This window comes from Salinarimonas sp. NSM, assembly GCF_052380005.1.
Lineage (GTDB): Bacteria > Pseudomonadota > Alphaproteobacteria > Rhizobiales > Beijerinckiaceae > Salinarimonas.
On record NZ_JBQTCJ010000057.1, the window covers coordinates 1 to 19,689 of the forward strand.

The 19,689-nt window shown below is 71.9% G+C and carries 25 protein-coding genes; 13 read left to right on the forward strand and 12 right to left on the reverse strand.

What is annotated here, in order from left to right:
- Positions 1-128: 128 nt before the first annotated feature.
- From ACTZWW_RS17865 to leuD, 3 genes are all read right to left on the reverse strand, one after another.
- Positions 129-1,103, reverse strand: a complete 975-nt coding sequence (locus ACTZWW_RS17865; protein WP_444782325.1) for a threo-3-hydroxy-L-aspartate ammonia-lyase — start codon at positions 1,101-1,103, stop codon at positions 129-131.
- Positions 1,103-1,879, reverse strand: a complete 777-nt coding sequence (locus ACTZWW_RS17870; RefSeq protein WP_444782326.1) for an enoyl-CoA hydratase — start codon at positions 1,877-1,879, stop codon at positions 1,103-1,105. Before ACTZWW_RS17870 ends, ACTZWW_RS17865 begins: the two co-directional genes overlap by 1 nt.
- Before the next feature lie 91 nt (positions 1,880-1,970).
- Positions 1,971-2,573, reverse strand: coding sequence for a 3-isopropylmalate dehydratase small subunit (leuD, locus tag ACTZWW_RS17875; RefSeq protein WP_444782327.1), 603 nt, complete (start codon positions 2,571-2,573; stop codon positions 1,971-1,973).
- A 219-nt stretch (positions 2,574-2,792) separates the two neighbouring features.
- Here leuD and ACTZWW_RS17880 point away from each other — a divergent pair, with 219 nt between their 5' ends.
- A complete protein-coding gene (locus ACTZWW_RS17880; protein ID WP_444782328.1) occupies positions 2,793-3,323 on the forward strand; it encodes an AAA family ATPase in 531 nt (176 codons plus the stop codon).
- Positions 3,324-3,327: 4 nt separating this feature from the next.
- On the opposite strand, the gene ACTZWW_RS17885 is transcribed toward ACTZWW_RS17880, so the two are convergent.
- Complete coding sequence (locus tag ACTZWW_RS17885; protein ID WP_444782329.1) at positions 3,328-4,044, reverse strand: biosynthetic peptidoglycan transglycosylase; 717 nt, start codon at positions 4,042-4,044, stop codon at positions 3,328-3,330.
- A gap of 98 nt (positions 4,045-4,142) precedes the next feature.
- Here ACTZWW_RS17885 and ACTZWW_RS17890 point away from each other — a divergent pair, with 98 nt between their 5' ends.
- From ACTZWW_RS17890 to ACTZWW_RS17900, 3 genes are all read left to right on the forward strand, one after another.
- A complete protein-coding gene (locus ACTZWW_RS17890) occupies positions 4,143-5,069 on the forward strand; it encodes a polyprenyl synthetase family protein (protein ID WP_444782330.1) in 927 nt (308 codons plus the stop codon).
- A 96-nt stretch (positions 5,070-5,165) separates the two neighbouring features.
- Positions 5,166-5,810, forward strand: coding sequence for a glutathione S-transferase family protein (locus tag ACTZWW_RS17895; RefSeq protein ID WP_444782331.1), 645 nt, complete (start codon positions 5,166-5,168; stop codon positions 5,808-5,810).
- Positions 5,807-6,265 (forward strand): GNAT family N-acetyltransferase, encoded by a 459-nt coding sequence (locus tag ACTZWW_RS17900; protein WP_444782332.1) that lies wholly within the window; start codon positions 5,807-5,809, stop codon positions 6,263-6,265. Before ACTZWW_RS17895 ends, ACTZWW_RS17900 begins: the two co-directional genes overlap by 4 nt.
- Positions 6,266-6,283: 18 nt before the next feature.
- On the opposite strand, the gene ACTZWW_RS17905 is transcribed toward ACTZWW_RS17900, so the two are convergent.
- Positions 6,284-7,219: a nucleoside hydrolase gene (locus ACTZWW_RS17905; protein WP_444782333.1), complete on the reverse strand. Its 936-nt coding sequence runs from the start codon at positions 7,217-7,219 to the stop codon at positions 6,284-6,286.
- Positions 7,216-8,157, reverse strand: a complete 942-nt coding sequence (locus ACTZWW_RS17910) for a PfkB family carbohydrate kinase (protein WP_444782334.1) — start codon at positions 8,155-8,157, stop codon at positions 7,216-7,218. Before ACTZWW_RS17910 ends, ACTZWW_RS17905 begins: the two co-directional genes overlap by 4 nt.
- 170 nt (positions 8,158-8,327) lie before the next feature.
- Between ACTZWW_RS17910 and ACTZWW_RS17915 the strand changes: the two genes are divergently transcribed.
- On the forward strand, positions 8,328-8,702 hold the full coding sequence (locus tag ACTZWW_RS17915) for a response regulator (RefSeq protein ID WP_444782335.1): 375 nt from the start codon (positions 8,328-8,330) through the stop codon (positions 8,700-8,702).
- A 10-nt stretch (positions 8,703-8,712) separates the two neighbouring features.
- On the opposite strand, the gene ACTZWW_RS17920 is transcribed toward ACTZWW_RS17915, so the two are convergent.
- Positions 8,713-9,132 carry a DUF4112 domain-containing protein gene (locus ACTZWW_RS17920; protein WP_444782336.1) on the reverse strand — a complete coding sequence of 140 codons (420 nt, stop codon included), beginning with the start codon at positions 9,130-9,132 and terminating at the stop codon, positions 8,713-8,715.
- A gap of 697 nt (positions 9,133-9,829) precedes the next feature.
- Here ACTZWW_RS17920 and ACTZWW_RS17925 point away from each other — a divergent pair.
- Positions 9,830-10,024 carry a hypothetical protein gene (locus ACTZWW_RS17925; protein WP_444782337.1) on the forward strand — a complete coding sequence of 65 codons (195 nt, stop codon included), beginning with the start codon at positions 9,830-9,832 and terminating at the stop codon, positions 10,022-10,024.
- A gap of 68 nt (positions 10,025-10,092) precedes the next feature.
- On the opposite strand, the gene ACTZWW_RS17930 is transcribed toward ACTZWW_RS17925, so the two are convergent.
- From ACTZWW_RS17930 to ACTZWW_RS17940, 3 genes are all read right to left on the reverse strand, one after another.
- Positions 10,093-10,758, reverse strand: coding sequence for a 3-oxoacid CoA-transferase subunit B (locus ACTZWW_RS17930; RefSeq protein WP_444782338.1), 666 nt, complete (start codon positions 10,756-10,758; stop codon positions 10,093-10,095).
- Between the two features lie 15 nt (positions 10,759-10,773).
- Complete coding sequence (locus ACTZWW_RS17935) at positions 10,774-11,478, reverse strand: CoA transferase subunit A (protein ID WP_444782339.1); 705 nt, start codon at positions 11,476-11,478, stop codon at positions 10,774-10,776.
- Positions 11,479-11,588: 110 nt separating this feature from the next.
- Complete coding sequence (locus ACTZWW_RS17940) at positions 11,589-11,834, reverse strand: DUF1127 domain-containing protein (protein WP_444782340.1); 246 nt, start codon at positions 11,832-11,834, stop codon at positions 11,589-11,591.
- A gap of 79 nt (positions 11,835-11,913) precedes the next feature.
- Between ACTZWW_RS17940 and soxR the strand changes: the two genes are divergently transcribed.
- Entirely contained in the window at positions 11,914-12,396 is a 483-nt protein-coding gene (gene soxR, locus ACTZWW_RS17945) for a redox-sensitive transcriptional activator SoxR (protein ID WP_444782341.1), read from the forward strand.
- On the opposite strand, the gene ACTZWW_RS17950 is transcribed toward soxR, so the two are convergent.
- Positions 12,384-12,653, reverse strand: coding sequence for a hypothetical protein (locus tag ACTZWW_RS17950; RefSeq protein WP_444782342.1), 270 nt, complete (start codon positions 12,651-12,653; stop codon positions 12,384-12,386). The two genes, soxR and ACTZWW_RS17950, sit on opposite strands and share 13 nt — an antisense overlap.
- Before the next feature lie 80 nt (positions 12,654-12,733).
- Here ACTZWW_RS17950 and ACTZWW_RS17955 point away from each other — a divergent pair, with 80 nt between their 5' ends.
- Positions 12,734-13,078, forward strand: coding sequence for an antibiotic biosynthesis monooxygenase family protein (locus tag ACTZWW_RS17955; RefSeq protein WP_444782343.1), 345 nt, complete (start codon positions 12,734-12,736; stop codon positions 13,076-13,078).
- Positions 13,079-13,101: 23 nt separating this feature from the next.
- Here the strand turns inward: ACTZWW_RS17955 and ACTZWW_RS17960 are convergent, their stop codons facing one another.
- Positions 13,102-14,268 carry an acyl-CoA dehydrogenase family protein gene (locus ACTZWW_RS17960; RefSeq protein ID WP_444782344.1) on the reverse strand — a complete coding sequence of 389 codons (1,167 nt, stop codon included), beginning with the start codon at positions 14,266-14,268 and terminating at the stop codon, positions 13,102-13,104.
- Between the two features lie 165 nt (positions 14,269-14,433).
- Here ACTZWW_RS17960 and ACTZWW_RS17965 point away from each other — a divergent pair, with 165 nt between their 5' ends.
- From ACTZWW_RS17965 to ACTZWW_RS17985, 5 genes are all read left to right on the forward strand, one after another.
- Entirely contained in the window at positions 14,434-14,724 is a 291-nt protein-coding gene (locus ACTZWW_RS17965) for a hypothetical protein (RefSeq protein WP_444782345.1), read from the forward strand.
- A 260-nt stretch (positions 14,725-14,984) separates the two neighbouring features.
- Entirely contained in the window at positions 14,985-15,245 is a 261-nt protein-coding gene (locus tag ACTZWW_RS17970; RefSeq protein ID WP_444782346.1) for a DUF4212 domain-containing protein, read from the forward strand.
- Between the two features lie 10 nt (positions 15,246-15,255).
- The gene (locus ACTZWW_RS17975; RefSeq protein ID WP_444782347.1) at positions 15,256-17,031 is read left to right on the forward strand and encodes a sodium:solute symporter family protein; all 1,776 of its coding nucleotides are present in this window, start codon (positions 15,256-15,258) and stop codon (positions 17,029-17,031) included.
- Between the two features lie 138 nt (positions 17,032-17,169).
- Positions 17,170-19,053, forward strand: a complete 1,884-nt coding sequence (locus tag ACTZWW_RS17980; RefSeq protein ID WP_444782348.1) for a putative nucleotidyltransferase substrate binding domain-containing protein — start codon at positions 17,170-17,172, stop codon at positions 19,051-19,053.
- Between the two features lie 24 nt (positions 19,054-19,077).
- Positions 19,078-19,608, forward strand: coding sequence for a hypothetical protein (locus ACTZWW_RS17985; protein WP_444782349.1), 531 nt, complete (start codon positions 19,078-19,080; stop codon positions 19,606-19,608).
- Positions 19,609-19,689: the final 81 nt, after the last annotated feature.

The window sequence follows — 19,689 nt, forward strand, 5'->3', positions numbered from 1 at the left end:
ACAAGCCCGCCAAGATGTACGCCGCAGCCGGCCTCGACGCCCGCGGCATCGTCGCCAAGGTGTTCGAGGCGCTCGGCGTGGAGGACGCGGGCAAGGCCCGCGCCTGATCCCGGCCGCGTCGGCCGCGGTCAGCCCGAGACGAGCGCCGCGAACCGCGCGAGGTCGACGTTTCCGCCCGACACGACGACGCCGACGCGCTCGCCGGCGAGATTACCCGCCGCGAAGGCGGCGGCGGCGGCGAGGCAGCCGGTGGGCTCCACCACCTGCTTCATCCGCTCGGCGAAGAAGCGCATCGCCTCGACGAGCGCCCCATCCGGCACGGTCACCACGCCCGCGGCCTTCGCCTGGAGGATCGGGAAGGTGTGGGCGCCTGCGGCGGTGGTCTGCGCGCCGTCGGCGATGGTCTGCGGGACCGGGATCGCGATGATGCGTCCCGCCTCGAGCGAGCGGCGGATGTCGTCGCCCGCCTCTGGCTCGACGCCGTAGACCGCGCAGCCCGGCGAGAGCGCCTCCGCCGCGAGGCAGGCGCCCGAGGTGAGCCCGCCGCCGCCGAGGCAGACGTAGATCCGGTCGAGCGGCCCGACCTCCTCGATGAGCTCCTTCGTCGCCGTGCCCTGGCCGGCGATCACGTCGGGATGGTCGAAGGGTGGGATCAGCGCGAGCCCGCGCTCCGCGGCGAGCCGGCGGCCGATCGCCTCGCGGTCCTCGTTGAAGCGGTCGTAGAGCACGACCTCGGCGCCATAGCCTCGGGTCGCGGCGACCTTGATCGCCGGCGCGTCGGTCGGCATCACGATCACCGTCGGCGCGCCCATGAGCGCGCCCGCGCAGGCGATCGCCTGGGCGTGGTTGCCCGAGGAATAGGCGACGACGCCCCGTGCCCGCGCATCCGCGTCGAGGGCCGCGATGGCGTTGTAGGCGCCGCGGAACTTGAAGGCGCCCGTGCGCTGGAGGCTCTCCATCTTGAAGTAGAGCCGCGCGCCCGTGCGCGCATCCGCCGTGCGCGAGGTCATCACCGGCGTGCGATGGGCGACGCCCGCGAGGCGCCCGGCGGCGACCTCCACGTCGGCGAAGGTGGGCAGGCGCAGTCCCGTAATCTGGTCCATCAGCGGTTCCCGAACTCGGCCTTGCGCTTCTCGACGAAGGCCTGCATGCCTTCCTTCTGGTCGGCGGTGGCGAACATGGCGTGGAAGACGCGCCGCTCGAAGCGGATGCCCTCGGCGAGGGTGGTCTCGTAGGCGCGGTTGACGCTCTCCTTCGTCATCAGCGCGATCGGCAGCGACATGTCGGCGATGGCGGTGGCCACCTTCAGCGCCTCGTCGAGCAGCTGGTCCACCGGCAGGACGCGCGACACGAGCCCGGCGCGCTCCGCCTCGGCGGCGTCCATCATGCGGCCGGTGAGGCACATCTCCATCGCCTTCGCCTTGCCGACGAACCGCGTCAGGCGCTGGGTGCCGCCGGCGCCGGGCATGACCCCGAGCTTGATCTCGGGCTGGCCGAACTTCGCGGTCTCCGAGGCGAGGATGAAGTCGCACATCATCGCGAGCTCGCAGCCGCCGCCGAGCGCGAAGCCCGATACCGCCGCCACGATCGGCTTGCGCCGCGCGGCGACCTTGTCCCAGGCGGTGATGAAGTCGTCGAGATAGGTCTGCGGGTAGGAGAGGCCGGACATCTCCTTGATGTCCGCCCCCGCCGCGAAGGCCTTCTCGGAGCCCGTGATCACGATGCAGCCGATGCCGGGGTCGCGCTCCCAGCGGTCGAGCGCCTCGTTCAGCTCCGCGATCAGCGTGGAGTTGAGCGCGTTGAGCGCCTGCGGCCGGTTCAGCGTGACGAGCCCCACCTTGCCGCGGGTCTCGGTGAGGATGGTCTCGTACTCGGGCATGGCGTCGCCTCCTCGCGTTCGTCCGCTCATCGGTAGCGGGCGGCGGGAGGGGCGGCAAGGGGGAGAAAGGCGCCGGCGCGGGTGCGCCAGATCACGCCCAGGGGCGCTCGGCCATCTCCCGCTCGAACCGGTCGATCGCCGGTGCCTTCTCGAGCGTCAGCCCGATGTCGTCGAGGCCGTTCATGAGGCAGTGCTTGCGGAACGGGTCGATCTCGAAGCGGATCACGCCGCCGTCGGGGCCGCGGATCTCCTGGGACTCGAGGTCGACGGTCACCGTGGCGTTGGCGCCGCGCTCGGCGTCCTCGAACAGCGCCTCGAGCTCGCTCGGCGACACCACGATCGGCAGGATGCCGTTCTTGAAGCAGTTGTTGTAGAAGATGTCCGCGAAGGACGTCGAGATCACGCAGCGGATGCCGTAGTCGAGCAGCGCCCACGGTGCGTGCTCGCGCGAGGAGCCGCAGCCGAAGTTGTCCCCCGCGACCAGGATCTGCGCCTTGCGATAGGCCGCCTGGTTGAGCACGAAGCCGGGGATCTCCGCGCCCTCGGGCGTGAAGCGCATCTCGGCGAACAGCCCCTTGCCGAGCCCGGTGCGCTCGATCGTCTTGAGGTAGTTCTTCGGGATGATCATGTCGGTGTCGACGTTGATGATCCGGAGCGGCGCGGCGACGCCGGTGAGAACCGTGAAGGGCTGCATGGGCTCGTGTCTTCGCTCGTGTCTTCGGCCCGAGTATCGGGCTCGTGTCTTCGTCGGACGCGACGGCGACCACGGTTCTCTAGCAGCCGCCCGTCGCGAGGGGAAGCCTCGCCGGCGCCTCGCCGTCGCGCGGCGTTGCGACCGTCGGACCGGGTCGCTATCTCCGTCGAGGCCGCCGGGCGCGCGAGGGCGCGGCCGAGCCTTCGGGGAGGACACGCCGTGGAGACGAGAGCCCGCACGCCGATCGCCTACGCCATGTGCGGGCTCGCGTTCTCCGGCAAGTCCACGATCGCCCGGCTGATCGCGCGCGAGCTCGCGATCCCGATCGTCTCCCTCGACGCGATCAACGACGAGCGCGGCTTCGACGGCGGCAACGTGGTCGACGATTCCGAATGGGAGCGCACCAGCCACATCGCCATGGAGCGCCTGGCGGCGCATCTGGCGGCGGGGCGCTCGGCGATCGTCGACGACACCTTCGCCTTCCGCTTCCTGCGCGAGCGCTGCGCCGCGGTCGCGGCGGCGCACGGCGCGGCTTCCCGCATCCTCCACGTCGAGACGCCGCTCGACACGATCCGGGCCCGCCGGCGCGCCAACGACGTCTCCCGCGCACGCATGGGCCTCTCCGACGCGGTCTTCGACGACCACGTCGCCCGCTTCCAGGGGCCGGAGCCCGACGAGCCGGTGATCCGGCTGGCGTCCCCGGAGGACCTCGCGCGGTTTCTAGAGGAAGCGAACGCCGGCCCCGGCTGACCGGCTACTCCACGCACCCGAAGATGTCGCCCGAGCCGCGCTCGCGGGCCATCAGGTTCTCCGCCAGCCGCGCGTGCCCGCCCGACGGGCGGCCGGGATCGCGGCCGCGGGGGTTCGGCAGGGCGGTGGCGAGGAGCGCCGCCTCGCGGCGCGTGAGGTCGGCGGCACTCTTGCCGAAGTGAGCGCGCGCCGCCGCCTCGATGCCGAAGATCCCCTCGCCCCATTCCGCGACGTTGAGGTAGACCTCGAGCGTGCGTCGCTTGCCCCAGACGAGGTCGAGCCACAGCGCCAGCGGGATCTCGATCGCCTTGCGCACGTAGGAGCGCTGGGGCCACAGGAACACGTTCTTGGCCGTCTGCATCGGGATGGTCGAGGCCCCGCGCTCCGCCCCGGCCTCGATCACGGCGAAGAGCGCGTCGAAGTCGACGCCCGCGTGCCGGCAATAGAGCGAGTCCTCCGAGGCGATCACCATCCGCGGCACGTGTGGCGAGATCGCCTCGAGGGGCACGACCATGCGGGTCACCGGCTGGATCGTCGCCCAGCGGCCGAGCATCAGGGTCGAGACCGGGGTGATCGCCGCACCGATCAGCGTCAGCGCGACGAGCGCGACGGCGACGAGCGCGACCATGCGCCAGGCGAGGCGGAGGACGCCGCGGGCGAGGCGCCGCACGAGGCCGCGGCCCGGCGCGTCGGCGCGCGTCGTCTCCCCGCTCCGGCTCATCCTCGCGATCCTCGCCCGGTGGAACCCGCCCCGTACTTGACCCGGCCGCGCCGCTGCTGCAAGCCGGGCCGTGCCGTTTCCTGGAGGTTTCGAGGCCGATGCCGCACACGCCCACGCCGTTCGAGACGCGCTTGCGCGCCGTGGCGGACACCGTCGAACGGCGGCTCGAGACCCTCCTCGACGACGCGCCGCGCACGGGCGAGATCGCGCGGCCCGAGCGCCTGATGGCGGCCATGCGCCACGCGGCGCTCGCGGGCGGCAAGCGGCTGCGGCCCTTCCTGGCGGTGGAGGCGACGCGGCTCCTCGGCGGGCCGGAGGAGGCGGGCCTGCGCGCGGGGCTCGCGATCGAGCTGATCCATTGCTACTCCCTCGTCCACGACGACCTCCCGGCCATGGACGACGACGACCTGCGCCGGGGCAAGCCCACGGTGCACGTGGCCTTCGACGACGCGACCGCGATCCTCGCGGGCGACGCGCTGCTGACGCTCGCCTTCGAGGTCGCGACCGCCGAGGGGCCGGACGCTCCGGCCGAGATTCGCGCCGCGCTGGCCGCCGCGATCGCCCGCGCGGCGGGGCTCGCGGGCATGGTCGGCGGGCAGATGCTCGACCTCGCCGCGGAGGGCCGCTGGGGGCCGCGCCGGCTCGGCGAGGACGAGATCCGGCGTCTCCAGGCGATGAAGACCGGCGCGCTCCTCGCGGTCTCGGCGGAGGCCGGCGCCATCGCGGCGGGGGCGGGGGCGGAGGACCGCGCGCGCCTGCTCGCATACGGCCGGGCGCTGGGTGCCGCCTTCCAGATCGCCGACGACATCCTCGACCGCGAGGCGACCGCCGAGGCGCTGGGCAAGGCCGTCGGCAAGGATGCCGGGCGCGGCAAGGGCACGCTCGTCGACGCGCTCGGCCTCGACGCGGCCCGCGCCGAATGCGACCGGCTCGTGGCCGAGGCCGAGGCCGCCCTCGCGCCCTGGGGCGATCGGGCGGCGGTGCTGATCGAGGCCGCCCGGTTCACGGCCGCGCGCAAGGCCTGAGCGCGCGCCCACGCCGAGGAGGCTTCCGCCCGCCCGCGCGCCGCGCTAGCGTCTCGCGCGCCCGTTGGCGGGCGCCTCTGGAGGATTCGCGCGATCATGACCGCTCCCCGTTTCCTGCTCCACGGCATCTGGCTGTCGGGCCCGACCTACAAGGTCGCGCTCTTCCTCGCGCTCGCGGGGGAGCCGTTCGACTTCGAGCTCGTCAACCTGCGCGAGGGCGCGCACAAGGCGCCGGGCTACGTGGCACGCCAGCGCTATGGCCAGGTGCCGCTGCTGGAGGACCGCTCCAACGGCCGGGGGCTGTGCCAGGCGGCGTCCATCCTCGAGTATCTCGCCGACGTCACCGGCAAGATGGGCGGCGCCACCCTCGACGAGCGCATCCGCGCCCGCGAGTGGATGTTCTGGGACTACGATCGCTTCGCCACGCCGATCTACCGCTGCCGCGGCGTGAAGCTCGGCTTCCGGCAGGCGCCGGAGGAGGCGGTGGCGATGTGTACCGCCGAGGGCGCGGCGGCGCTCGCGGTGCTCGACGGGCACCTCGCGGGCCGCGACTTCGTGGTCGGCGAGGGGCCGACCATGGCCGACGTCGATCTCTACGGCGTCGCCTGCTACGCCGAGGCCGGCGGGTTCTCGCTCGAGGCGCTCCCGGCGCTGCGGGCCTGGATGGCGCGCGTCGAGGCGCTGCCGGGCTTCGGGCCGCCCGACGTCGTCGTGCCGAAGGAGACGAGGCTCGGCGCGTGAGCGACCTCGTCCTGCGCGAGGCGCGCACCAGCGACCTCGAGGCGATCTTGCGCCTCTACGCCGCCGACACGCTCGGCGGCCACGGCGACGCCTGGACGGACGAGACGGCCCCCGCCTACGCGGCGGCCTTCGCCCGTATCGTCACGAGCGAGGACCACAGGGTCTTCGTGGCCGAGGACGAGGGCCGCGTGGTCGGCACCTTCCAGGTGAGCGTCATCCCCTGCCTCGTCGATCGCGGCGCGACGCGGGTGCGCATCGAATCGGTGCACGTCGATCCCGCGCGGCGCTCGCGGGGGATCGGGGCGGCGCTCGTCGCCCACGCGGAGGCCTGGGCTCGCGAGCACGGCGCCGCCTTCGTCGAGCTCGCCTCGAACGCCTCGCGCGTCGATGCGCACCGCTTCTACGGGCGGCTGGGCTACGGCCAGACGCATCTGGGGTTCAAGAAGGTGCTGTGACGGAGGGCGCACCCCCCGTCACAGCCGCGCCAGCCGCTCCGTGAGCAGCGCGAAGAAGCCGTCGGCGTCGACGTCGCGCAGCATCGTGGCGTTGGGCGCGGCGTCGACGACGCCCCACCAGTCCGCCACCGTCATGCCGCGGGTGAGCTCCGAGCCGGTCTCGACCGCCACGTGGACGCGCTTGCCGCGGAACAGGTCGGGGCGCAGCAGATAGGCGATCACGCACGGGTCGTGCAGCGGCCCGCCGTCGGTGCCGTACTTCGCCTCGTCGAAGCGCTCGAAGAAGTCGAGCCAGCCGGCGACGGCCGTCGACAGCGGCGTGCCCAGCGCGCGGATGGCGGCCGTCCGCTTCTCCGTCGTCAGCGCCCGGTGGGTGCAGTCGAGCGGGATGAAGGTGACGTCCGCGCCGGAGGCGAAGACGCGCTGGGCGGCCTCCGGGTCGACGTAGATGTTGAACTCGGCCGCCGGCGTACGGTTGCCGCCCTCGAACACGCCGCCGCCCATCAGCACGATGCCCTCGAGCCGCTCGGCCAGCCGCGGCTCCCTGGCGAGCGCGAGCGCGATGTTGGTGAGCGGGGCGAGCGGGCAGAGCGTGACGGTCTTCGGAGGGCGGCTCATCACCGCCTCGACGATGAAGTCGACGGCGTGACGCGGGTCGAGCGGCATCGTCGGCTCCGGGAGGTCGGCGCCGTCGAGCCCGGTCTTGCCGTGGACGTATTCCGCCGTGACGAGGGGGCGCAGCAGCGGCCGGTCGGCGCCTGCGAAGGCCGGCACGTCGGTGCGCCCCGCGAGCTCGAGCACCTTGCGCACGTTCACGCTGGTCCGCGCGAGCGGCACGTTGCCGGCGACCGCGCAGACGCCCAGCACCTCGAGCTCCGGCGAGGCGAGGGCGAGCAGGATCGCGATCGCGTCGTCCTGGCCGGGATCGGTGTCGATGATGATGGCGCGGGTCACGACGGCTCTCCGGTGGGCTTGCGAAGCGCCGCCTCGATGGCGGCGCGGGTGGGGGAGGCGGCCTGGGCGCCCATCGCGAGGCAGGCGAGGGCGCCCGCGACCGCGGCGCGTGCGAGCGCCTCGGCGAGCGGCAGATCCTCCGCCAGCGCCGCGGCGAGCGCCCCGACGAAGGCGTCTCCGGCGCCGGTGGTGTCGACGGGCTCGACGGGAAACGCGGGCACGCGGAGGGTCTCGCCGTCGCGTGTCGCGGCCCGCGCGCCCGCGGCTCCGAGCGTGACGACGACGTCTGCCCCGCAGCGCGCCGCGAGCGTGGCGTCGCGGATCCGGCCGTCCTGGTCCGGAAGGCCGAGGAAGGCGCAGAGCGCGTCCGCCTCGTGCGCGTTGAGGACGAGAACGTCGGTCGCCGCGAGGAGGGCGTCGAGGGTCGCGCGGTCCGGATCGGCGGGCACGGGTGCGAGGTTGAGGACGACGCGCGCTCCGGCTTCGGCGCCCGTCTGGGCCGCCGCGGCGACGGACGCGAGCGGGACCTCCATCTGCAGGACGAGGACCGTCGCGTCCGCGAGGAGCGGGCCGAGCCCGTCCGCCCGCGCCAGCGCGTTCGCGCCGGACGCCACGGTGATGGCGTTCTCGCCGTCCTCGTCGACGGCGATGAAGGCGACGCCGGTGGGCGCGTCGCGCGTCTCGAGCGGGGAGGGGTCGACGCCGTTCTCGGCGAGGTTGTCGCGGGCGGCCGCGCCGAGGGGATCGTCCCCGACGGCGCCCGCCATCGCGACCCGGATCGCGCCACCGGCGGCCCGTGCGGCGGCGATCGCCTGGTTCGCGCCCTTGCCGCCGTGATGGCGCTCGTGGGTCGGCGCGAGCACGGTCTCGCCCGGGCGCGGGATGCGCGGCACGCGCGCCACGAGATCGACGTTGACCGAGCCGAATACGACGATCATGCGCGCTCCTCGTCGAGGATGATGCCCGAGGCTCATGGCTAAGCGTCGCGGCCGTACGGCGCAACCATGAGCACGGGTCGGGAGCCGAACGGAGTTGGCACCAATGCCGCGTCCTGCTACGGTCCGCGCACGGCGCCACCCCCGAGGAGCCGGCTTTCGGAGATTGTCACATGACCGGCGTCGATTCCCTCGCGGGACGACCGCGCGTTCTCGTGGTCGAGGACGAGTACTTCATCGCTGACGATCTGGCGCAGGCGCTCGCGGCGGAGGGCGCCGAGGTGGTGGGGCCCGTCGGCGACGCCCGGGAGGCCCTCGAGCTCATCGCGCGTGAGCGGATCGATCGCGCCGTGCTCGACATCAACCTGCGCGGCGAGCTCGTCTTCGACGTCGCCAGCGCCCTGAAGGCGCGCGGCGTGCCCTTCGTCTTCGCGACGGGCTACGGCGGCAACGTCGTGCCGAACGGGCTCGACGACGTGCCGCGCTGGGAGAAGCCCTTCGACGCGACGAGCCTCGCGCGCTTCCTGGCGACGGGGCTCCCCGCCTGAGAGGCGGCCGTCAGAGCCGGCCCGCGGCGGCGAGGTGGCGGCGCAGGATCGCGACGTTTCGATTGTTGGCCTTGTAGAGCGCGTCGAAGACGAAGCCGAGCACGGGCACCGAGCCGAGCACGGTGTCGAGCCCGATATTGGCGAGCATCGCCGCGAGCGTCGCGCGGGGCGCGCCGAGCCGGTACGCCTCGATCACCACGTAGGCGGACACGCCCGCGCCGATGAACGAGCCGACGACGGGCACGATGCTGAGGATCGAATCGAGCCCGAAGGTGAAGCGCGTGCCGGGCACGCGGATCGAGGAGTCGAGCAGGCGCGCGAGCGCCTCGAGCCGCGCGCTGGCGCGGCGCACGTGGTCGCGGCGGGCCTCCCGGCCGTAGCTTCGGCCGGCGTCGGCGCCGGGGCCGTAGGTGCTGGCTGTATCGTTCACGGGCGTGCTCCCAGCTGAGTGTGGTCTCGAGATGGTGTCGACGAGCCGAACGCGCGAGCGGCGCCGAGGGTCCGGATCGTCGCGCAGAAGCCGCTTGACGGACGGGCCGCCGAGGCGCAGCGTCCCGTTGCCCGGACCGCCGCCCGCGCGGCCGGACCGCTTCGGCGGCTGGCGGGTCGGACCACACCCGTGCTCGATCGCGAGCTGATCTCGAGGGGCATCGCGCTGCGCCTCTTCCTCATGGGCGCGCTGGTCCTCGTCTGCGCCTTTCTGCGGCCCGTCGCGGCGGCGTCGCTCCCGGCCGCGACGTTCCCCGCCTGCATCTTAGCGCACGAGGCGACCGCCGTCCTCGATGCGGACGCGCCGGACGCGAGCCTGCGGCTCGAGGGTGGGCAGGCGCAGACGCTTGGGCAGAAAGCGTCGCGCGACGGCCGTCCGGCGCCGCGGCGGCCGCGCCTTCCCACGCCCGTCGCCGCGCCTCGCGGGCCCGCCCGGCGGGCGCGGGGAGGGGGCGGAGGTCGGCCCGGTGCACGTCCCCGCGCCCATGCCGCGCGCGGTCCTCCCGTCCCGCGCCACGCCACCGCCTGACAGCCGCCATTTCCAGATAATTCGAGGCCGCGGTCCCGCGCGCGTCCGCCGCGACGCCCGGCCCGGCCCGCATGCGCCTTCCCCGGAGCGGGAAGGCGGGAGACCTCCCATGTCCCTGATCGAAGGCACCGTCCTGCTCGCGCTCGGCCTCGCGCTCACCTATGCAGGCATGCCCAACGCCGCCGGCGTCTCGCCGCGCTACGTGCGCGGCTTCGTCGGCGAGACCTTCTATCCGCTCCTGTGCACGGGTCTCGTCGTGCTCGGCTTCACGACGATCCTCGCGGACGCGCTCGGGCGGATGTGAGACGTGACGACGCCCGCGGGGAGAACTCTCCGCGGGCGTCGCGAAACCCGTCGCACGCGGTGCGCGGCTCAGGCCACGCCGTCGGCCACGCGATAGGCGCCCTGCGTCTTCGCGGCGATCTCGTCGAGGCTCACGCCCTCGGCGAGCTCGACGAGCGTCATGCCCCCGTCCCCGTGCTTGTCGATGGTGAAGACCCCGAGATCGGTGATCACCATGTCGACGACCCGGGTGCCGGTGAGCGGCAGGTCGCAGGCCGAGAGCAGCTTCGGGCTTTCCGAGCCGTCCTTGCCCTTGGCGACGTGCTCCATCACGACGACGACCTTCTTGACGCCGGCGACGAGGTCCATGGCGCCGCCCATGCCCTTGACCATCTTGCCGGGGATCATCCAGTTGGCGAGGTCGCCGTTCTGGGCCACCTGCATGGCGCCCAGGATGGACAGGTCGATGTGGCCGCCGCGGATCATCGCGAACGAGTCGGCGGAGGAGAAGTAGCTCGTCGTCGCAAGCTCGGTGATCGTCTGCTTGCCGGCGTTGATGAGGTCGGCGTCCTCCTCCCCCTCGTAGGGGAAGGGTCCCATGCCGAGCATGCCGTTCTCGCTCTGCAGCTGAACGGTCATCCCTTCGGGGATGTAGTTCGACACCAGCGTGGGGATGCCGATGCCGAGATTGACGTAGTAGCCGTCGCGCAGCTCGCGAGCCGCACGCGCGGCCATCTGCTCACGGGTCCAGGGCATGGTCGTCGTGCTCCCTCAAGCCGCCCGGGGGCGGGTGGTGCGCTGCTCGATGTGCTTCTTGGCGTGCGGCACGTGGATGATCCGCTGCACGAAGATGCCGGGCGTGTGGACGTGGTCCGGGTCCATGTCCTTCGGCTCGACCAGGTGCTCCACCTCGGCGACGGTCGCCTCGGCGGCGGTGGCCATCATCGGGTTGAAGTTGCGCGCGGTCTTCCGGTAGATCAGGTTGCCTTCCGTGTCGCCCTTCCAGGCGTGGACGATGGCGAGGTCGGCGAAGAGGCCGCGCTCCATCACGTATTGCTCGCCGTCGAACTCGCGCACCTCCTTGCCGTCGGCGATCAGGGTGCCGACGCCCGTCTTGGTGAAGAAGGCGGGGATGCCCGCGCCGCCGGCGCGGATGCGCTCGGCGAGCGTGCCCTGCGGGTTGAACTCGAGCTCGAGCTCGCCGGCGAGGTACTGCTGCGCGAAGGTCTTGTTCTCGCCGACGTAGGACGAGATCATCTTCCGGATCTGGCGCGTCTCGAGCAGGATGCCGAGCCCGATGCCGTCGACGCCGGCATTGTTCGAGATCACGGTCAGCCCCTTCACGCCCGAGAGCTTGATCGCGTCGATCAGCGTCTCGGGAATGCCGCACAGGCCGAAGCCGCCGGCCATGATCGTCATGTCGTCCTTCAACAGCCCCGCGAGCGCCGCCGTCGCGTCGGGATAGACCTTCTTCATGGCCGTTCGACCTCCAGGTTCGGTATCGCGTCTCCTCTACAGGATCGGTGCGGGGGGAGGCAACGCGCTGCGGTGCGCGATCGCGCGGGATCGCAGCTGGGAGACACTGTTCACAGCTTCCGATACCGATCCCCACCCGGCCCCTCCTCCCGGCGCAGGCCGACGTCGCGCAGCAGGTGGTCGTCGAGGTGGGCGAGGGAGCGCGCGTTCAGCCGCGCGGGGTCGCGCTCGCGCGCGCCGAGCGCGATCAGCAATCGCGCCAGCGCCCGCCTGAGCAGGAACCAGCGCAGCGGCCGGGCCGAGCCCCGGCTGCGGCGGGGGGGCGGGGGCACCGGAAAGCCGGGGTCGGGACGCATGGGAACCTCGCGGTTTGACCGAAGAGGCTCACAGGGATAAAACCTCGAGTAATGTCGAGGTCAAGAGGGAAGCGTGCGCATGGCGCCTCGCATCGACCGTTCGATCCTGCTGTCACCGGGAGAGGTCGCCCGCCGCGCCGGCGTCGCCGTCTCCACGCTGCACTTCTACGAGGCGCAGGGGCTGATCGAGTCGACGCGTACCGCGGGAAACCAGCGCCGATACGCCCGTGACGTGCTGCGGCGCATCGCGATCGTGCGCGTGGGCCAGCGGGTCGGCGTCCCGCTCGCGGAGATCCGTGCGGCCTTCGACGCGCTGCCGGCGCACCGCGCCATCAACGCGGCGGACTGGGCGCGACTCTCTGCGGGCTGGCGGGACGAGATCGACGCGCGTATCGCGCTCCTCTCGAAGCTGCGCGACGACCTCTCGGGATGTATCGGCTGCGGATGCCTGTCGCTGGAGGATTGCTCGCTGCGAAACCAGGGCGATCGGCTCGGCCGCGCGGGACCGGGTGCGCACTTCCCGCCGGCTCCCGGGCATGCGTCGTCCGTTCAGAAGAAGTAGGCGACGATCGCGATCGCGGCGACGACGAAGACCGCGGCGGAAATCAGGCCGAGCTTGCCCATGTAGCGGGCCTGCGCATTCTCGTCGGGGTTCGGATCGACGTTGTCGATCCGGCCCGGCTCGCGCCGCACGGGCGCGTCGGACCTGCGACGCTTCCAGGTCTGGTAGGCGCCGAAGGCGATGGCGAGCCCCAGCAGGATCGGCATCACGATGATGGTCAAAGACCAGATGAGACCTTGTGCACCGTCGGCTTCCACGCGTCACCCTCCTCGTCACGCTACGCTCGCGGGGTGAACGAAGGCTCGCGGACGGTGGTTCCGGAACGGGAGGAGAGGGCATGCAGGCGATCATCTTCGAAGTCTGGCCGACGGACGGCCGGCGCGCCGACTACATGGCGATGGCGGCGGACCTGCGCGGCCTGCTCGAGACGATACCGGGCTTCATCTCGGTCGAGCGCTTCGAGAGCCTCGCGGAGCCGGGCAAGCTGCTCTCGCTCTCGTTCTGGGAGGACGAGGACGCGATCCGGGCCTGGCGCGAGACCCGCGCCCATCGCGTGGCGCAGGCCCTCGGCCGCTCGACGATGTTCGCCGACTACCGGCTGCGCGTAGCGGCCGTGTCTCGCGACTACGGGATGACGCGCCGCGACGAGGCACCGGCGGACAGCCGCGCCGCGCACGGCTGAGCCGGCGAGCCTCGTCGCCGGCGTCAGTACGACCGCGGCAGGCCGAGCACGTGCTCGGCGAGATGGGCGAGGATGAGGTTCGTCGAGATCGGGGCGACCTGGTAGAGGCGCGTCTCGCGGAACTTGCGCTCGACGTCGTACTCCTCGGCGAATCCGAAGCCGCCGTGCGTCTGGAGGCAGGCGTCTGCGGCCTCGGACGAGGCCTCGGCGGCGAGCATCTTGGCCATGTTCGCCTCCGCCCCGCAGGGCGCGCCGGCCTCGTAGAGCCGCGCCGCCTCGTGCACCATCAGCTCGGCGGCGCGCATGCGGGCATAGGCCCGGGCGATGGGGAACTGCACACCCTGGTTCTGGCCGATCGGCCGGCCGAAGACCACGCGCTCTCGGGCGTAGGCGCACGCGGTCTCGACGAACCACTTCGCATCGCCGATGCACTCCGCGGCGATGAGGATGCGCTCGGCGTTCATGCCGGTGAGGATGTAGCGGAACCCGTGCCCCTCCTCGCCGATCAGGTTCTCGGCCGGGACCCTGAGGCCGTCGAAGAAGACCTCGGTCGTGGCATGGTTCATCATCGTGCGGATCGGGCGCAGCGTCAGCCCGCGGCCGAGCGCCTCGCGCATGTCGACGAGGAGAACGGAGAGACCGTCGGTGCGCTTCGCGCAGGCCTCACGCGGCGTGGTGCGCACGAGGAGGATCATCAGGTCGGAATGCTCGGCGCGGCTCGTCCAGATCTTCTGGCCGTCGACGACGTAGACGTCGCCGTCGCGCCTGGCGACCGTGCGCAGCGCGCCGGTATCCGTCCCCGAGGTCGGCTCGGTGACGCCGAAGGCCTGCAGCCGCAGCCGGCCGGCGGCGATCTCCGGCAGCCAGCGCGCCTTCTGCACGGGCGAGCCGTGGCGCAGCAGCGTGCCCATGACGTACATCTGCGCGTGGCAGGCCGCGCCGTTGCCGCCGGAGCGGTGGATCTCCTCCAGGATCGCTGCCGCCGCCGAGAGCGGCAGCCCTGCGCCGCCGTATTCTTCAGGGATCAGCGCGGCGAGGTAGCCCGCGTCGGTCAACGCGGCTACGAACTCGGCCGGGTAGCGGTCGCCCCGGTCGAGCGCACGCCAGTAGGCGCCGGGGAAGCCGGTGCAGAGCCTCGCCACGGCCTCGCGGATCGCCCCGTGCTCCACCAAAGCGTCCAGCGTGTCCATCCCCGGTTCTCCAAGCGATCGCCGCCTTCGTCGTCGTAGCGGGTGCGGCCGCGGGTGGGAAGCGCACGGTGCCGGTCGTTCGTCGGCGAACGGCTGGGTCCCGTTTCTACGTCTTCAGCGAGCGTGACAGTATGGTACGTTTTCGCGGTGAGAAGGGGGGACGCGATGACGTTTCATCGGTCGATCGGCTCGAACCTCGAATGCCGTGATGTGCGAGAGGCCGGCGGACCGGTCCCGAGCCCGCGGACGGGGCCGAGCTTCAACGTCTTCAGGCGCCGCGGCTCGGACTCGCTGTGCGCGGTGCCGCTCGATCGACCCGTCCCCGCCTTCGTTGACGAGACCTGGCAGCTCGTCTGCGACGCCTGCGAGGCGCAGGACGTCCCCGGTCTCGGTGACATCGCGGGTGCACGCGAGCGAAATTATACGCTCGCCAGGCACGTCGCGTCGGTCGGCTAGCGTCATCAGGAAGAGTACGACGCGGATGGCAGGCTCCGTGACGCGGCGCCCGGGTCTTAGCCGAACGTCTCAATTACCGATCCCCTAAAGTCGGTCATACAGTGCCGCAGGCTCGGCTCCGCGCATGCGGAATCGGGCAGCCGCGTCGCGCCGGGGGAGGTGCGGATCGGACGCCGGACCGACGGTACAACGTCGGTGGCGCGCTCCGGTTCCGGTGAGACGCGGTGGGGGTAACGCCAAGCCATGAGGTGGGCGCCGTCATGATGAGCCAAAACGACCGAGATCAAAGCTATTGGAAGGCCAATCTCAGCCTCGTACGCAACTGCCTGATCATCTGGGCCGTCGTCGGGTTCGGGTTTTCGATCGTCTTCCGTCCGCTCCTGTCCGGCATCTCCATCGGGGGAACGGACCTGGGCTTCTGGTTCGCACAGCAGGGATCGATCATCGTCTTCCTGGCGCTGATCTTCTTCTACGCGTGGCGGATGAACAAGCTCGACCGCGATTTCGGCGTCGAGGAGTGAGGCGGCGACCATGGAAACGCAAACCCTGATCTATCTCGTCGTCGGCGCGACTTTCGCGCTCTACGTCGGCATCGCCATCTGGGCCCGCGCGGGCTCGACGGGCGAGTTCTACGCCGCGGGCCGCGGCGTCCACCCGGTCACCAACGGCATGGCGACGGCCGCGGACTGGATGTCCGCAGCCTCGTTCATCTCCATGGCGGGCCTCATCGCCTTCACCGGCTACGGCAACTCGTCCTTCCTCATGGGCTGGACGGGCGGCTACGTGCTGCTGGCCATGCTGCTGGCGCCCTACCTGCGCAAGTTCGGCAAGTACACGGTGCCGGAGTTCATCGGCGACCGCTTCTACTCGCAGGCCGCGCGCCTGGTCGCCGTCGTCTGCCTGATCATCATTTCGGTGACCTACGTCATCGGCCAGATGACCGGCGTCGGCGTGACCTTCGCGCGGTTCCTGCAGGTCGACACGGCGACGGGCCTCTACATCGGCTCGGCGGTGGTGTTCGTCTATGCGGTCCTCGGCGGCATGAAGGGCATCACCTACACGCAGGTGGCGCAGTATGTCGTGCTGATCACGGCCTACACGATCCCGGCGATCTTCATCTCGCTCAACCTCACCGGCAACCCCGTGCCTCCGCTCGGCCTCTTCTCCGAGCACACGGCGTCCGGCCAGCCGCTGCTGCAGCGCCTGGACGAGGTGATCGTCGGCCTCGGCTTCGCGCAGTACACGACGCTGAACACGTCCATGTTCAACATGGTGCTGTTCACGCTCGCGCTGATGATCGGCACCGCAGGCCTGCCGCACGTCATCATCCGCTTCTTCACCGTGCCGAAGGTCGCCGACGCCCGCTGGTCCGCGGGCTGGGCGCTCGTCTTCATCGCGATCCTGTACTTCACCGCCCCGTCGGTGGGCGCGATGGCGCGCCTCAACATCGTCGACACGATCCAGATCGGCGAGGTCGGCTCGCCCGAGGGCAACCTCGCCTACGAGAACCGTCCGGACTGGTTCCAGACCTGGGAGACCACCGGCCTCCTGCGCTTCGAGGACAAGAACGCCGACGGCCGCATCCAGTACTACAACGAGGCCAACGCCGCCTTCGCCGCTCAGGCGCAGGAGTGGGGCTGGGCCGGCAACGAGCTGACCGTCAACCCGGACATCCTCGTGCTCGCCAACCCGGAGATCGCCAACCTCCCGGGCTGGGTCATCGCGCTCGTCGCGGCGGGCGGCCTCGCGGCCGCGCTCTCCACGGCGGCGGGTCTCCTGCTCGCGATCTCGTCGGCGATCTCGCACGACGTGCTCAAGAGCGCGCTGATGCCGACCATTTCGGAGAAGGGCGAGCTCATGGCCGCGCGCATCTCCATGGCCGGCGCCATCGTGCTCGCCACGTGGCTCGGCCTCAACCCGCCGGGCTTCGCGGCGCAGACCGTGGCGCTCGCCTTCGGGCTGGCGGCGTCGTCGATCTTCCCCGTGCTGATGATGGGCATCTTCTCCAAGCGCATCAACAACATGGGCGCGATCGCGGGCATGCTCACGGGCATCCTGTCGACCTGCCTCTACATCTTCACGTACCTGGGCTGGTTCTTCATCCCGGGCACCAACATGATCGCCAACACGCCCGACAACTGGCTGTTCGGCATCGCCCCGGCCTCGTTCGGCGTCGTCGGCGCGATCCTCAACTTCGCGGTCGCCTACGGCGTCTCGCGCGCGACCGCCGCTCCCCCGAAGGAGATCCAGGATCTCGTCGAGAGCGTGCGCATCCCGCGCGGTGCCGGCGGCGCCGTGGCGCACTGAGCCTCACGCTCCCTACGCGTCGCACCCGAGTTGATCTTTCGGGTGCGACGCGGACACTCTCGCGGAGCCCGCACGCGGGCTCCGCACGCGCATCCGCGCTGCGCGGTCGCGCACACGACACGCCAGGAACGCCCACCGATGACGCAGCCCGCGTCCAGCGCCTCGACCGCCGACAGCGCGCCGCACGAGACCGCCCGCGACGTCCTGGCTCGCCACCATCCCTACGATCTCCTGCCCGAGGACGCGCTCGCCGGCTTCGCCGCCGCGGGCGAGATCCGCACGCATCCCGAGGGCTCCGTCCTCCTGCGCCACGGCATGCCGGTGCTACGCGTCGAGATCCTCCTGTCGGGTGCCGTCGACGCCTTCTCGGCGGAAGGTGAGCGCGTCACGCGCTACGCGCCCGGCGAGGCGGTCGGCGCTCGCGCGATCCTGCGCGAGAAACCGTCCAGCGTGCGCGCGGTCGCCATCGCGCCGACCCGCACCCTCGCGGTTCCCGCGAGCGCCTTCCTCGCGCTGCTCGCCGCCCATCCCGCCGTCGACGCCTTCTACGACCGCCTGAGGAGCACGGCCGCGCGGCGCGCAGCGCCGCGGGAGGGGCCCGGCGAGAGCGGGCTCGCCGCCCCCCTCTCCGACGTGATGACGGCGGGCCCGGTCTGCGTCTCCCCCGCGACGTCCGTGCGCGACGCGGCCGCGCTGATGGCGGAGCGGGCGATCTCCTGCGTCCTCGTCGGGGACGAGGCGGGGCGCCTCGTCGGGCTCCTGACCACGGGAGACCTGACGAGCCGCATCGTCGCGCGGGGCCGCTCGGCGGACACCGCCGTCGCCGAGGTCATGACGCCCGATCCCGTGACGCTCGCGCCCGACGCGCTCGTCTACGACGCCATGGTCCTGATGTCCGAGCGCGGCTTCGGGCACCTGCCGATCGCGCGCGGGGGGCGGCCGGAGGGCATCCTCACCCGCACGAACCTCGTGCGCCGCCAGACGATCTCGGCCATGTACATGCTCGCCGACATCGCCAAGGCGGCGGACGTGCAGGCGCTCGCGGGCGTGGTCGCGAAGCTGCCGGAGCTGCTCGTCCAGCTCGTCGGCTCGGGGATGCCGCCCCACAGGGTGGGACACGCGATCACCGGCGTCGCCGACGCGGTGACGCGCCGGCTGCTGGCGCTGGCGCAGGGGCGGCTCGGCCCCGCGCCGGTGCCCTGGCTGTGGCTCGCCTGCGGCAGCCAGGGGCGGCGCGAGCAGACCGGCGTCTCCGACCAGGACAATTGCCTCATCCTCGACGACGCCTACGACGAGACCCGCGACGGCGCGTATTTCGCGGAGCTCGCGCGGATCGTCTGCGACGGCCTCGACGCCTGCGGCTATTACTACTGCCCCGGCGAGATGATGGCGACCAGCCCACGCTGGCGACAGCCGCTCGCCGTCTGGCGCTCCTACTTCGCCGGCTGGATCTCCAGGCCCGACCCGATGGCGCAGATGCTCGCCTCGGTCATGTTCGACCTGCGCCCGATCGCGGGGGAGGCGGGGCTGTTCGAGGGGCTGCAGGCGGAGACGCTTGCGGCCGCGCGCAAGAACAGCATCTTCCGCGCCCACATGATCGCCAACTCGCTCAAGCACACGCCGCCCCTCGGCCTGTTCCGCGGCTTCGCCCTGATCCGCTCCGGCGAGCACAAGGACGCGGTGGACCTGAAGCACTCCGGCGTCGTACCCATCGTCGATCTCGCCCGCGTCTACGCGCTCGACGGCGCCATCGCAGCGGTGAACACCCGCGAGCGGCTGCTGGCCGCGCGCGGGGCGGGGACCCTGTCCGAGAGCGGCGCGGCGGATCTGATCGACGCCTACGACCTCGTCTGCGAGACGCGGCTCGCGCACCAGGCGGCGCAGGTGCGCGCCGGCGCGCGACCGGACAACTTCCTCAAGCCGTCGAGCCTCTCGGCGCTCCAGCGCAACCATCTCAAGGACGCCTTCGGCGTCGTGAAAGGCCTCCAGGCCGCGCTCGCCCACGGGCGATCGGCGGCTTGAGGCGCAGACGGGAACGATCGGTCCATGTGGTTCAACCTGATAGCGGTGGTGGTGCTCGGGGTCGCGGTGGCGGGCGTGGTGATGCTCGCCTTCAGGGTGTTCGGCAGAAAGCCGCCCCGCTGGATCCTGCCGCTCATGGCGGGTGCGGCGATGATGACCTACACGCTCTACAACGACTATTCCTGGTTCTCGCGCACCGCCGGAGCCCTGCCAAGCACGGTGAGGGTCGCGCAGACCTACGAGCAGACGCACCCGCTTCAGCCCTGGACCTACCTCGTCGCGCCGGTGAACCGCTTCGTCGCGGTCGGAAACGTCGTGCCGGCGCCCGGCGAGACCGGCTACCGGCTCGCCGAGGTCCACCTGCTCCAGCGCTACGTGCCGACGGCGACCGCGGCAATGGTGTTCGACTGTGCGGGCGGGCGCAGGGCGGATCTCGTCGATCTCGACGGCTTCGACGCGAGCGGCCAGCCGATCGGCGGGGAATGGCGGGAGCTCGCGGACGGCGATCCGCTGCGCGCGGTCGTGTGCGGTCCCGGCGGCACGCCGAGCGCCTGAGGCGCGAGGACGGGTCCTTTCGGGGCGAGCGTGGGCTCGACCGCGCCGCCCGTGACGGTCGCCCGGGGAGGGCGCGAGGAG